This window comes from Micromonospora sp. NPDC049282 (genome assembly GCF_043197045.1).
Lineage (GTDB): Bacteria > Actinomycetota > Actinomycetes > Mycobacteriales > Micromonosporaceae > Micromonospora.
The window spans coordinates 95,564-108,153 of sequence record NZ_JBICSL010000016.1; the positions used below are offsets into that span (position 1 = coordinate 95,564).

A 12,590-nucleotide genomic window follows, 5' to 3' on the forward strand; every position below is an offset into this window, starting at 1 on the left:
GGGCCGGCGCGGGGAAGACTGGAGACATGAAGCGTGCCGCACTCTGGCCGGATCATCTCCTCCCCGCGCACCACGTCCCGCCGCCCTGGCCCGGCCGGCACGTGCCGCTCGACGGCACGCTCGTCCACGTGCGGGACACTCCGGCCACCGCGCCCGGCGCCGAGCCGGCGCTGTACGTGCACGGTCTCGGCGGCTCCGCGCAGAACTGGACCGACCTGGCCGGCCTGCTCGCGGGGCGGCTCGACGGCCAGGCCATCGACCTGCCCGGTTTCGGGCGCAGCGAGCCCGGGCGGCGGTACACGATCCCGGCCTTCGCCGACCGGGTGGTGCGCTGGATCGAGCACAGCGACCGGGGGCCGGTGCACCTGTTCGGCAACTCGCTGGGCGGCGCGGTCGCGGTCCGGGTGGCGGCGTTGCGGCCGGAGCTGGTCCGCACCCTCACGCTGATCTCGCCGGCCCTGCCGTTCCTGGACTTCCGGCGCTCGTTGCAGGGGCGGATGCTGCCGGTGCTGGTGATCCCCCGGGGGGAGCGGTTGGCCGCCTGGCGGCTCGCGCAGCTCGCGCCGGAGGTGATGGCGCAGCAGGTGATGGAGTCGTGCGTCGCGGACCTGACCCGGATCAGCGAGCAGCGCCGGCAGGAGGCGATCGACGAGATCCGGATCCGGTACGAGGCGGCGCACTACGCCGCCGCCTACGTGCGTACGTTCCGGGGTCTGGTGGGCAGCTTCCTGCGGTCGTACCTGCCGGGGGAGGGCGCGCTCTGGCGGCAGGCCGCGTCGGTGCGGGTGCCCACGCTGGTGGTGGGTGGCCGGCAGGACCGCCTGGTCGACGTGCGGGTCGCCCCGCAGACCGCCCGGGCGATTCCGGACAGCCGGCTGTTGCTGCTCGACGGCGTGGGGCACGTGGCCCAGCTGGAGGTGCCCCGGGTCGTGGCCCGGGCGGTGCTGGCGTTGCTCGCCGAGGCGGCGCCGGCCGCGGTTGCCGCCCCGGTCACGTTGGCGGCCGGGGCGCCGGAGGCTGCCGCCACGCGGGGGCCGAAGGAGCGGAAACCGCAGGCCACGGCCCTGGTCACCGGAACGGGGGAGAGCGGAGGCGATCGCGACGTGGCAGGCTGAGCCGGATGCCCAGCTCCCGCCGTCCGCGTGCCGCGCGGTCCACGCCTCTTGCCCGCCGGTGGCGTTCCGCCGTCGTGGTCTGCGCGTTCCTCGCCGCTGCCGCGGTGGGCGTCGGTGTCGCGTTGCGACTGCCGCCGGCGGGCGCGAAGGAGCTGGTGGCTGACGGGTTCGCCGCGCAGCCGCCGGAGCCGAGTGTCTCGCCGTCGTCCGCCGCGCCGTCGTCCGCCGCGCCGTCACCCGCGGCCCCCGGCTCGCCGGCGGCGCCCGTGCTGGCGCTGCCCGGTCCGGTGCCCGCGCACGGCCGGGGCAGTTTCTCCTACGACGACCGGCCCGGTGGCGTGCTCGGCCGGGCCGGCGTGCTGCGCCGGTTCCGGGTGGCGGTGGAGAACGGCTCCGGTGAGCAGGCGCGTGCCTTCGGCGACGCGGTGCAGCGGGCTCTGGCCGGGCCGGGGAGCTGGGTGGACGGCGGCCGGCTGCGGTTGCAGCGGATCGGGCCCGGCGGCCGGTACGACTTCACGATCTACCTGGCCACCCGGGACACCGCCGGCCGGCTGTGCGGGTCGGGCGGGATCGACATCCGCAAGGGCGGCGTGCCGTACACGTCCTGCCGGGTGCCGGGCCAGGTCGTGATCAACCTGGATCGGTGGCGCACCTCCGTGCCGCATCTGGTCGCCGCGCGGATGCCGTTGGACACCTACCGGCTCTACGTGGTCAACCACGAGGTGGGGCACCAGCTCGGGCACCACCACGAGGCGTGCCCGGGAGCGGGCCGGCCCGCGCCGGTGATGCAGCAGCAGACGCTGTTCCTCGACGGCTGCCGGCCGAATCCGTGGCCGTACGTGGCCGGGAAGCGGTACTCGGGCCCGTCGTTGTGAGCCGATTGCGAAGAATTCTCGCGGCATAAGCGGCAAAAGCAGCTAAATGCCCGAATTGCGTGTCACGCTTGTGGCATGACGCCGTCGTCCTCGTACGACCCGCCCGAACGTCCCGGGCTGCGCCGGATGCGGCGCCGCCGCCGGCGGTCGGTGCTGCTGCTGGCGATGCTTGTCGCGGCCGTCGGCGGCGCGGTGGGGATCACTCGGCTGAGCGAGCCGCCACGACCCGCGCGGATCCCGCTCGCCGCCGAGCCCACGCTGATGCCGGATGCCGACACCGAACCGTCGGCCGCGCCGACCGGCTATCCCACCGCCGGCCCCGGCACCTTCGCGGTGGCCGGGGGACGATCACCGGTACGCGGCCACGCCGGCCCGCTGCGCCGCTACCGGGTCGAGGTCGAGCAGGGCGCCGGGCCGGACGCCGACGCGTTCGCCGCCACCGTCGACGCGGTGCTCGGGGACCCGCGCAGCTGGATCGCCTCCGGGCGGCTGCGGGTGCAGCGGGTGCCCGAGGCGGCCGCCGCCGACTTCACCGTCTACCTGGCCACGCCGGCCACCTCGGAGCGGATGTGCGCCGAGGGCGGCCTGCGCACCGAGCGGTACACGTCCTGCCGGCTGCCCGGCCGGGTCGTGCTCAACCTGGCGCGCTGGATGACGGCGGTGCCCGACTACGGCGCCCCGCTCGACGTCTACCGGACCTACGTGATCAACCACGAGGTCGGGCACGAGTTCGGCGAGCTGCACCAGGCCTGTCCCCACCCCGGCGCGCCCGCCCCGGTGATGCAGCAGCAGACGTACGGGCTGGACGGCTGCGTGCCGAACGCCTGGCCGTACCTCGGTGGGGTGCGGTACGAAGGCGAGCCGACCGACGGCGTCTGACTTATTCCCGGTCCCGCAGTTCGGGCCGGGTGTCCCTCGTCATGGCCGATCGCCGGGCCGGCGAGCGACAATGGCGGTCCCACCGCCGATCCCGGGGAGTCCACCGTGTCGTTGCCCCCGCTCGTCGAGCCCGCCGCCGAGCTGACCGTTGACGAGATCCGCCGCTACTCGCGCCACCTGATCATCCCGGATGTCGGGGTCGAGGGGCAGAAGCGGCTGAAGAACGCCCGGGTGCTCTGTGTCGGCGCCGGTGGCCTCGGCTCGCCGGCCCTGCTCTACCTAGCCGCGGCCGGTGTCGGCACGCTCGGCATCATCGACTTCGACACCGTCGACGAGTCGAACCTCCAGCGCCAGGTCATCCACGGCGTCTCCGACGTGGGCCGGTCCAAGGCCGAGTCCGCCGCGGCGTCGATCCGCGAGATCAACCCGCTGGTCAACGTGGAGATCCACAACACCGTGCTGGATCGGGAGAACGTCCGGGACATCTTCTCCCGGTACGACCTGATCGTCGACGGCACCGACAACTTCGCCACCCGCTACATGGTCAACGACGCGGCCGTGCTGCTCGGCAAGCCGTACGTCTGGGGTTCGATCTACCGCTTCGACGGCCAGGTTTCGGTCTTCTGGGCCGAGCACGGCCCCTGCTACCGCTGCCTCTACCCGGAGCCGCCGCCGCCCGGCATGGTCCCGTCCTGCGCCGAGGGCGGCGTGCTCGGCGTGCTCTGCGCGTCCATCGGGTCGATCCAGGTCAACGAGGCGATCAAGCTGCTCGCCGGCATCGGCGAGCCGCTGGTCGGCCGGCTGATGGTCTACGACGCCCTGGAGATGAGCTACCGCAAGATCAAGGTGCGCAAGGACCCGAACTGCGCGCTCTGCGGCGAGAACCCCACGGTCACCGACCTGCTGGAGGACTACGAGGACTTCTGCGGCGCGGTCTCCGAGGAGGCGCAGGAGGCGGTGGTCGACTCCACCATCACGGCGCTGGAGCTGAAGGAGTGGCAGGACGCCGGCAAGGACATCTTCCTGGTCGACGTCCGCGAGCCCGCCGAGTACGAGATCGTCCGGATTCCCGGCTCGACGCTGATCCCCAAGGGCGAGATCATCTCGGGTGAGGCGCTGGCGAAGCTCCCGCAGGACCGGCAGATCGTGCTGCACTGCAAGTCCGGAGTGCGCTCGGCCGAGGCGCTGGCCGCGCTGAAGGCGGCCGGGTTCAAGGACTCGGTGCACGTGCAGGGCGGCGTGCTCTCCTGGATCAAGCAGGTCGATCCGGCGCTGCCGGCGTACTGAGTCGTCGGTCGTCCGAAGGCCCCGTCACTCGCGCGGACATCCATGCCCGTGAGTGATGGGGCTTTCGCGCCTTGTGCCCCCGACCCCCCGGCAGGCCGGGTCAACCTTGGCCGAGCTACCGAGGCGTAACCGCGTCGGCGCAGGTAGCGTCACCGGGGTGGTCGATCTGGAAGCGGCGATCGGGTTCGTCGTGGCACACGGCGACGCGGTGGACCGCGCCCGCCTGTCCCGGTTGCGCTCCGGCACCCCGGTGTCGCCGGAGCTGCTCGACGCGGCGGAGTCCGGCCAGACCCCGGGCGGTGGCTGGCCCGCGGTGCTCGGCGGCGAGGTCGCCTCGGTCGACGCGACCTGCTTCCGTCTCTCCGAGCTGGACGACCTCGGTGCGCTGGGCCGCCCCGCCGCCCGGCACGCGCTGGACTGGCTGGCCAGCGGTCAGCTCGCCGACGGCGGCTGGGAGGAGCACCGGTCGCTGGCCGGGTTCGCGCCGGAGTGGGCCACCCCCGGCGATCCGGAGGCCCGGTTCTACCTGACCGCCGACGCCGGGTTCTGGCTCACCGTGGCCGGGCTGGACGCCCGCGCCGCCGGCCCGCTCGACCACCGGGTCGGCGGGGCTTACGCCGGTGTGGTGCAGGCGGCGGCGCACACGCTCGCCGCGCAGCTCGCGCCGGACGGGACCTGGCCGTCGTTCCTGCCGGCCGGGTGGCTGGCCGCGGCCGTGCTGCACCGGCAGCAGATGTTCTACGAGTCGGCCCGCATCCAGGCGGTGCTCGCCGACCGGATCCCGGAGATGTCCCCGGCCGACGTGGCCTGGCTCGCCGCCACGCTGCGGCGGGTGGAGGTGGGCGAGGAGCAGTGGCTGCTGGTCTCGGCGCGACGGCGACTCGCCGAGACGCAGCGCAGCGACGGCGGCTGGGACAGCGACGACGGCCACCAGTTCGACGTGCACACCACGCTGCGCGCGATCCGGGCCTGCCGTCCGAACGCCCCCGAGGCCCCGCGCTCCGGCGCGCAGTTCGTGGTGCCGCGCACCGTCGCGCTGCCCCCACCGCCGTCCCCGCGCTCCGCGCCCCACCGGCCGTCGACCCGGCCCTCGTCCCCCGTCCCCGACCCGTCCTCAGGTCCGGTCCCCGACCCGGCCGCGCGTCCCGCCCCAGGTCCGGTCCCCGATCCGGCCGCGGGTCCCGCCCCAGGTCCGGTCCCCGACCCGGCCGCGGGTCCCGCCCCAGGTCCGGTCCCCGACCCGGCCGCGCGTCCCGCCCCAGGTCCGGCCGCGTCTTCGGTGTCGGTCCAGGACTCGCGGTCTGTTCCCGGTTCGGCCGCGTCTTCGGTGTCGGTCCCGGACCTGCGCCCCGCTCTCGGCTCGCCGGTGGCCCGTCCCGCAGAGAACGGGCCGCCGTCCCAGGATGGGCTGTCCGTGCGCGGTGCGCCTGAGAACGGGCCGCCCGTGCGTGGGTCCCTCCCGAGCGGACCGCCCGTAACGTCGACCGGGGACCCTCTCCGGGTGGCGTAGCCGACGGCATCCCCGTTCGTGGAGATCTTGGAGGATTCCGGCCCTTCCAGGGGCCATCCGCTACCAAGATCTTCAACGAGGCAGGGTAAGTGGCGAGTTTCGGCTACTGATCGACTCCAGCTCGGCGAAGTGGTGGCATCCACCTGACCCGGATGCCACCACTTCGCCGAACTGGCGCCCGGCCAGCCCGGCCGAGCCCGGCCAGCCCGGCGAGCGGGTCAGCGCAGGTGGGCGTCGCCGGTGATGACGTACTTCGTGCTGGTCAGCTCCGGCAGGCCCATCGGGCCGCGGGCGTGCAGCTTCTGGGTGGAGATGCCGATCTCGGCGCCGAACCCGAACTCGCCGCCGTCGGTGAACCGGGTCGACGCGTTGACCATGACCGCGGCGGCGTCCACCCGGGCCACGAACTCCCGGGCCGCCGGCTGTGAGTCGGTGACGATCGCCTCGGTGTGACCGGTGCCGTAGCGCCGGATGTGCGCGACCGCCGCGTCGAGCGAGTCGACCACGGCGACCGAGATGTCGGCGGAGAGGTATTCGGTGGCGAAGTCCTCCTCGGTCGCCGGTACCACGGCGGCGGAGTGGGCGGCCACCTCACCGCTGCCGTGCACGGTCACCCCGGCCTCGGCGAACGCGGCCAGCACCCGGGGCAGGAAGGCGTCCGCGACCGCCCGGTGGACCAGCAGCGACTCGGCGGTGTTGCAGGTGGACAGGCGCTGGGTCTTGGCGTTCAGCGTGATGGCCACCGCCTTGTCGAGGTCGGCGGCGGCGTCGACGTACACGTGGCAGTTGCCCACCCCGGTCTCGATCACCGGTACGGTCGACTCCTCGACGACGGCGCGGATCAGCGACGCGCCGCCGCGCGGGATCAGCACGTCGACCAGGCCCCGGGCCCGCATCAGCTCCTTGACCGAGTCGCGTGAGCCGGCATCGACGAGCTGCACCGCGTCCGCCGGCAGGCCGGCGGCGGCGACCGCGTCGCGGAGCACCGCGACCAGGGCCGCGTTGGAGTGCGCCGCCGACGACGAGCCGCGCAGCAGCGCCGCGTTGCCGGACTTCAGGCAGATCCCGGCCGCGTCGACGGTCACGTTCGGCCGGCCCTCGTAGACGATGCCGACCACCCCGAACGGCACCCGCACCTGGCGCAGCTCCAGCCCGTTCGGCAGGGTGGAGCCGCGTACCACCTCGCCGACCGGGTCGGGCAGCGCGGCCATCTCGCGCAGGGCGTCGGCGATGGCGGCGACCCGGCCCTCGTCGAGGGCGAGCCGGTCCAGCACGGCCGCGCTCAGCCCGGCGTCGCGCCCGGCCGCCAGGTCCATCGCGTTCGCGGCCAGGACCTCCGGGGTACGCGCCACCAGCGCGTCGGCCATCGCGTGCAGCGCGGCGTCCTTGGTGGTACGGGTGGCCGCGGCCAGTGCCTCCGCCGCGTCCCGGGCCCGCCGGGCCTGCTCGACGACGCTCATCGTGCGCTCCTCAGGTGTTAGGAGGGGGCCCCTCCTATGCGGAATGCGTTAACAGGGGGCCCCTGCTTACAACAGGACGAGGTCGTCGCGGTGGACGACCTCACGTTCGTAGGCCGGGCCGAGCGCCGCGGCGAGTTCCGAGGTGGAGCGGCCGAGCAGGCCGGGCAGCTCCACCGCGTCGTAGTTGACCAGGCCACGGGCCACCGGCGCGCCGGCGGTGTCGACCAGGTCCACCGGGTCACCGGCGGTGAACGCGCCGTCCACCGCGGTGATGCCAGCCGGCAGCAGCGACTTGCGCCGGCCCACCACGGCCTGCACCGCGCCCGGGTCGAGGTGCAGCCGGCCGCGCGGCGCGGTGGCGTGCGCCAGCCAGAACAGCCGGGCGGCGGGGCGTCGGCTGCTGGCGTGGAAGAACGTGCCGACCGGGTCGCCGGCCAGCGCCGGGCCGGCCAGCGGCGCGGCGGTGAGCACCACCGGGATGCCGAAGCCGGTGGCGATCCGCGCCGCCTCGACCTTGGTCACCATGCCGCCGGTGCCCACCCCGGCCCGGCCGGCCCCGCCGACGTCGACGCCGGCCAGGTCACCCTCGCCGTGCACCTCGGTGATCCGGGTGCTGCCCGGGCGGGTGGGGTCGCCGGTCCAGAGCGCGTCCACGTCGGAGAGCAGCACCAGCAGGTCGGCGTCGACGAGCGCGGCCACCAGCGCGGCGAGGCGGTCGTTGTCGCCGAACCGGATCTCCTCGGTGGCCACCGTGTCGTTCTCGTTGACGATCGGCACGGCCCGCAGGTCGAGCAGCTTGCGCAGGGTCCGGTACGCGTTGCGGTAGTGCGCCCGCCGGGTCACGTCGTCGACGGTGAGCAGCACCTGCCCGACGGTGCGCCCGTGTCTGGCGAACGCGGTCGCGTACCGCCCGATGAGCAGGCCCTGGCCGACGCTGGCGGCGGCCTGCTGGGTGGCCAGGTCGCGCGGGCGTCGGGTCAGCCGGAGCGGGGCGAGGCCGGCGGCGATCGCGCCGGAGGAGACCAGCACCACCTCGCGGCCCTGCGCGGCCAACGCGCCGAGCGCGTCGACGAGCGCGTCGACCCGGGCGTCGTCGAGGCCGCCCGTCGCGGTGGTCAGCGAGGACGAACCGATCTTGACCACGACCCGGCGGGCCGAGGTGACTGCTTCGCGCACCCGCCCATTCTGCGGGTTGCGGTCGGTGCGGCCGTGGCGCGTTCCCATATCGTGGCAGCTCGTGACACCTGACGAGTACGTCGAGGCGGTGCTGGCGCTGGTCGAGCGGATCCCGCCGGGACGGGCGATGTCCTACGGGGCGGTGGCCGACGCGCTGGCCGAGCGGTCGGGGCGGGCGTCGGCGCGGCTGGTCGGCTCGATCATGGCGCGGCACGGTGGCGGGGTGCCGTGGCACCGGGTGGTGAACGCGGCCGGCCGGCTGCCGCCGGGGCACGAGCGGGAGGCCCGGGCCCGGTTGCGCGCCGAGGGGTGCCCGTTGCGCGGGGACCGGGTGGACCTGGCGACGGCCGCGTGGTCGCCGGAGGAGGGGATGTGACCGCGACCATAACGTGAGTAGCATTCGGCTCCATGACAGCTTCGGGTCTGCCCCGCCGGGTGCACCTCGGGTACGCGTCGGGCTCCCTGGTCACCGGCGCGTTCGGGACCGTGCCCGGGCTGCTCCTGCTGCCCTACCTCACCGACACGCTGGGCGTCGCCGCCGGGCTGGCCGCGCTGCTGGTGCTCCTGCCGAAGGCGTGGGACGTGCTGGTCAACCCGGTGGCCGGGCGGATCTCCGACCGGACCCGCTCCCGCTGGGGCGCCCGCCGCCCCTACCTGCTCGGCGGCGGGCTGGCGCTGGCGGCGCTGTTCGCCTCGATCTTCGCCGCGCCGTTCGCGCGCGGTCCGGCCGCCGCCGCGTACGTCGCGCTCGCGTTCCTGGCCACCGCCACCGCGTTCGCGTTCTTCCAGGTGCCCTACGTGGCCATGCCGGCCGAGCTGACCGCCGACCCGGCGGAGCGTACCCGGATGATGACCTGGCGGATCGCGGTGCTGGCGCTGGCGATCCTGATCTCCGGCGCGGTGGCCCCGGCGGTGGTGGCCGCCGGCGGCGACGGCGTGCCCGGGCACCGGTGGATGGGCCTGTTCGTCGCGGCGCTCATCGTGGTCGGCACGCTCGGCGTGTTCCTCGGCACCCGGTCCACGCCGGCCGGGACGGTGGGGGAGAGCGAGCCGAGCCTGCGGGCCCAGCTCGCGGTCGCCGGCCGCAACCGGCCGTTCCGGGCGCTGCTGGTCTGCTTCGTGATCCAGTCCGCCGGGGTGGCCACCGTGCTGGCCGGCGTGAAGTACTTCGCCGACCAGGTGCTGCGTGCGCCGGACAGCGGCCCCACGCTGCTGTTCGCCTGCTTCGTCGCGCCGGCGCTGCTGGTCATGCCGCTGTGGAGCCGGGCCGGCGTCCGGCTGGGCAAGCGCGCCTCGTTGGTCGCCGCGTCGCTGCTCTTCGCGGCCGGCGCGCTCGCCCTGGTCGTCGCGCCCGCGCTGCCGGCCGCCGGGGTGTACGCGGTGGTCGCGCTGATCGGCGTCGGGTACGCCGGCCAGCAGGTCTTCGCGCTGTCCATGCTGCCCGACTGCATCGCCCACGACACCGCGCGCACCGGCCGCCGCCAGGCCGGGGTGTTCACCGGGCTGTGGACCGCCGGGGAGACGTTCGGCCTGGCCCTGGGTCCGGGCATCTACGGCCTGGTGCTTCAGCTCTCCGGCTACGTCTCCTCGTCGACCGGGTCCGCCGCCGCCCAGCCGGCCACCGCCCGGCTCGGGGTGCTGCTCGGGTTCACCGTGCTGCCCGCCCTGCTCGTGGCCGCCCCGGTGGTGCTGCTGCGCGGCTACACGCTCACCCCGGCCGACCTGGCCGGCGCGCCCGACGCCGCCGTGCCGGTCGCGCGGGCGTGAGCCACCCCACCCGTCCGCCCGTTGCCGCGGGCCGTCACGAGAGGACCACCTGATGAGCGACACGGCGGGGACGGGCGCGCTGCCCGTGCAGGGGATACCGGCGGCGCGGGTGCTCGACGAGATCCGGGCGCTACGGGCGGCCGACCGGCCGACCCACGGCGGCCGGCTCTTCGCCTACGTCTACGACCCCGGCGTGGCCGGGCTGGACGAGCTGGCCCAGGCCGCGTACGCGGAGAGCGCGCACGTCAACGGCCTCGACCCGACCGCCTTCCCGTCGCTGCTGGCGATGGAGAACGCGCTCGTCGGCGCCGCCGCCAAGCTGCTCGGCGGCGGCCCCGGCACGAGCGCGCCGGACGTCGTCGGCAGCGTCACCGGCGGCGGCACCGAGTCGCTGCTGCTCGCGGTCAAGGCGGCCCGGGACGCCCGGCCCGACCTCGCCGAGCCGCGGATCGTGGTGCCGGCCAGCGGGCACGCCGCGTTCGCCAAGGCCGCCCACTACCTGCGGGTGACGCTGGACCCGGTGCCGGTCGACCCGGTGACGCTGCGTCCGGCCGTGGCCGCGATGGCCGCCGCGATCCGGCCGGAGACCGTGCTGGTGGTCGCGTCCGCCCCGTCGTACGCGCACGGGGTCGTCGACCCGGTCGCCGAGATCGCCGCCGTCGCGGCGGACGCCGGGGTGCGCTGCCACGTGGACGCCTGCTTCGGCGGCTGGGCGCTGCCCTGGCTGCGCCGGCTCGGCGCGCCGGTGCCGCCGTTCGACTTCGCCGTGCCCGGGGTCACCTCGATCTCGGTCGACCTGCACAAGTACGCGTACGCCCCGAAGGGCGTGTCGGTGCTGCTGCACCGGGACCCGGCGTCGCGTGCCCCGCAGTACTTCGCGTACGCGGACTGGCCCGGCTACACGATGGTGAACCCGGTGATCGCCTCGACCCGTTCCGGCGGCCCGATCGCCGCCGCCTACGCCACCCTCCGGCACCTCGGCGAGGACGGCTACCTGCGGCTGGCCGCGTCGACCCGGGACGCGGTCGCCGGGCTGGCCGCCGCCGTGCGGGCGACCGACGGCCTGCGGCTGATGGCCGAACCGGAGTCCACCGTGGTCTGCTTCACCGCCGACGACCCGGAGCTGGACCTGTTCGTGCTTGTCGACGAGCTGACCGCGCGTGGCTGGCACACCCAGCCCCAGCTCCGGTACGCCGACCTGCCGGCCAGCGTGCACCTCACGGTGACCGCCGCGGTGGCGCCCCGGGTGGCCGAGTTCTCCCCGGCGCTGGCCGACGCGGTGGCCGCGGCCCGGGCCGCCGGCCCGGTCGTGCTGCCGCCGGAGCTGGTGGCGCTGGCCGGGGGTTTCGCCCCGGAGGCGCTCACCCCGGAGCTGGTGGCCGGACTGGCCGAAGGGCTCGGCCTGGACGGCGGCGTGCCGGACCGGATGGCGGTGGTCAACACGCTTCTCGACGCCGCTCCGGCGGCGGTGCGGGAACGGCTGCTCGCCGAGTTCGTCGGGCTGCTCCAGCGCCCGGCCTGGTGACCGGGCCCGGCAGCGGCGTCGCCCGGCCGGGCGGACCCGGCCGGACGACCCGCCACCGGCCGGTCAGCTCGCGTCGACCGCGATGATCGGGAACGAGGCGACGTTGTTCCGCGGGGTGGCCTCGGGGACGTCGCCGCCCTCGTAGCCGGCCCCGACGACGAACTCGCCGACGCCCAGCGGGCCGGGCGCGGTGCCCTTCGGCGCGGTCACCTTCACCCGGAAGCTGCGCCGTTCACCCGCCGCGAACCGGCCACCCGGCACGGTGAAGCCGTCGGCGAACACCGGCAGGTCCACCGGGTCCGTCTCGGTCAGGTCCACCCCCGTCGGGACGGTCGACGCCACGACGAGCCGGTTGTGCGGCGCGTCGCCCCGGTAGCCGACCGTCACCGGCAGCCACCCGGCCCAGCGGCCGTCGGACTGCCGGGTCAGCCGGGCCTCGCCGACCTCGATCGAGGCCCGCGACCGGGTGTCCGGCCGGTAGGCGCGCGGGTGGCGGACGCTTCCGGTGGTCGACCGGAAGACGGTACGGAAGGGCTTCGCGACGTCCGGCGACCTGAGCGCGATCCGGCCGCCGTCGGTGGACATGGCGTACGGGCGCGGCCGGGTCAGCACCTCGAACCGGGCGGTGACCGTGGAGCTGGCGCCGGGCGGGACGGACAGCCAGCACTCGAAGGTGCGCTGGTAGGAGATCGGCACGGTGGTCATGCAGAACTCGTTCGACACGGTGCCGTTCCAGGACCCGGCCACCGGCTCGGTGATCAGGAGGCGCACGCTCGGCGAGTCACCTCGGTTGGTCACCGTGATCGGCAGCTCCCCCTGGTACCCCCGGACGTCGGGGGTGAGGACCAGCCTCGGGGCGCTGACCGTGGTCCCGGTGGACGGTCCGGCGGTGGGCGCGGCCACCGCGGCCGACGGTGCCAGCAGGGTCAGTGCGGCGCCGAGCGCGCCGACGGCGGTACGGATCTGCATGGTCATGGTGTGTGCTCCGATTCCCCG

10 protein-coding genes and 1 pseudogene are annotated in these 12,590 nt (G+C 75.1%); 8 read left to right on the forward strand and 3 right to left on the reverse strand.

All coding sequences use genetic code 11. The annotated features are described in order from the left end of the window. The first annotated feature begins 26 nt into the window (after positions 1-26). From ACGFI2_RS23925 to ACGFI2_RS23945, 5 genes and pseudogenes are all read left to right on the forward strand, one after another. Positions 27-1,115 carry an alpha/beta fold hydrolase gene (locus ACGFI2_RS23925; RefSeq protein WP_393520835.1) on the forward strand — a complete coding sequence of 363 codons (1,089 nt, stop codon included), beginning with the start codon at positions 27-29 and terminating at the stop codon, positions 1,113-1,115. A 5-nt stretch (positions 1,116-1,120) separates the two neighbouring features. After that, a complete protein-coding gene (locus tag ACGFI2_RS23930; protein ID WP_393520837.1) occupies positions 1,121-1,990 on the forward strand; it encodes a DUF3152 domain-containing protein in 870 nt (289 codons plus the stop codon). A 75-nt stretch (positions 1,991-2,065) separates the two neighbouring features. Further along, positions 2,066-2,869 (forward strand): DUF3152 domain-containing protein, encoded by an 804-nt coding sequence (locus ACGFI2_RS23935; protein ID WP_393520839.1) that lies wholly within the window; start codon positions 2,066-2,068, stop codon positions 2,867-2,869. A 105-nt stretch (positions 2,870-2,974) separates the two neighbouring features. After that, a complete protein-coding gene (gene moeZ, locus ACGFI2_RS23940) occupies positions 2,975-4,156 on the forward strand; it encodes an adenylyltransferase/sulfurtransferase MoeZ (protein ID WP_393520841.1) in 1,182 nt (393 codons plus the stop codon). A gap of 106 nt (positions 4,157-4,262) precedes the next feature. Beyond that, positions 4,263-5,132: pseudogene (locus ACGFI2_RS23945) on the forward strand (hypothetical protein); the annotation flags it as partial. Between the two features lie 752 nt (positions 5,133-5,884). Here ACGFI2_RS23945 and ACGFI2_RS23950 read toward each other — a convergent pair. Both ACGFI2_RS23950 and proB read right to left on the reverse strand, forming a co-directional pair. Beyond that, positions 5,885-7,126, reverse strand: coding sequence for a glutamate-5-semialdehyde dehydrogenase (locus ACGFI2_RS23950; protein ID WP_393520843.1), 1,242 nt, complete (start codon positions 7,124-7,126; stop codon positions 5,885-5,887). A 66-nt stretch (positions 7,127-7,192) separates the two neighbouring features. Continuing rightward, positions 7,193-8,350 carry a glutamate 5-kinase gene (proB, locus tag ACGFI2_RS23955; protein WP_393520845.1) on the reverse strand — a complete coding sequence of 386 codons (1,158 nt, stop codon included), beginning with the start codon at positions 8,348-8,350 and terminating at the stop codon, positions 7,193-7,195. Between the two features lie 13 nt (positions 8,351-8,363). On the opposite strand from proB, the gene ACGFI2_RS23960 reads away from it, so the two are divergent. The 3 genes from ACGFI2_RS23960 to ACGFI2_RS23970 are packed head-to-tail and all read left to right on the forward strand — an operon-like array spanning position 8,364 to position 11,594. Next, on the forward strand, positions 8,364-8,678 hold the full coding sequence (locus ACGFI2_RS23960; RefSeq protein ID WP_393520847.1) for an MGMT family protein: 315 nt from the start codon (positions 8,364-8,366) through the stop codon (positions 8,676-8,678). 32 nt (positions 8,679-8,710) lie between these two features. After that, positions 8,711-10,069 carry an MFS transporter gene (locus ACGFI2_RS23965; RefSeq protein ID WP_393520849.1) on the forward strand — a complete coding sequence of 453 codons (1,359 nt, stop codon included), beginning with the start codon at positions 8,711-8,713 and terminating at the stop codon, positions 10,067-10,069. A gap of 52 nt (positions 10,070-10,121) precedes the next feature. Beyond that, positions 10,122-11,594: a pyridoxal phosphate-dependent decarboxylase family protein gene (locus tag ACGFI2_RS23970; RefSeq protein ID WP_393520851.1), complete on the forward strand. Its 1,473-nt coding sequence runs from the start codon at positions 10,122-10,124 to the stop codon at positions 11,592-11,594. Positions 11,595-11,657: 63 nt separating this feature from the next. Here the strand turns inward: ACGFI2_RS23970 and ACGFI2_RS23975 are convergent, their stop codons facing one another. After that, positions 11,658-12,569 (reverse strand): hypothetical protein, encoded by a 912-nt coding sequence (locus tag ACGFI2_RS23975; protein ID WP_393520853.1) that lies wholly within the window; start codon positions 12,567-12,569, stop codon positions 11,658-11,660. Positions 12,570-12,590 lie beyond the last annotated feature (21 nt).

Bases quoted from the DNA above. Each gene is read 5' to 3' on its own strand.
- ACGFI2_RS23950 (WP_393520843.1), bottom strand. From the start codon at position 7,126: ATGAGCGTCGTCGAGCAGGCCCGGCGGGCCCGGGACGCGGCGGAGGCA.
- ACGFI2_RS23965 (WP_393520849.1), top strand. From the start codon at position 8,711: ATGACAGCTTCGGGTCTGCCCCGCCGGGTGCACCTCGGGTACGCGTCG.
- ACGFI2_RS23925 (WP_393520835.1), top strand. From the start codon at position 27: ATGAAGCGTGCCGCACTCTGGCCGGATCATCTCCTCCCCGCGCACCAC.
- ACGFI2_RS23935 (WP_393520839.1), top strand. From the start codon at position 2,066: ATGACGCCGTCGTCCTCGTACGACCCGCCCGAACGTCCCGGGCTGCGC.
- proB (WP_393520845.1), bottom strand. From the start codon at position 8,350: ATGGGAACGCGCCACGGCCGCACCGACCGCAACCCGCAGAATGGGCGG.
- ACGFI2_RS23970 (WP_393520851.1), top strand. From the start codon at position 10,122: ATGAGCGACACGGCGGGGACGGGCGCGCTGCCCGTGCAGGGGATACCG.
- ACGFI2_RS23975 (WP_393520853.1), bottom strand. From the start codon at position 12,569: ATGACCATGCAGATCCGTACCGCCGTCGGCGCGCTCGGCGCCGCACTG.
- ACGFI2_RS23930 (WP_393520837.1), top strand. From the start codon at position 1,121: ATGCCCAGCTCCCGCCGTCCGCGTGCCGCGCGGTCCACGCCTCTTGCC.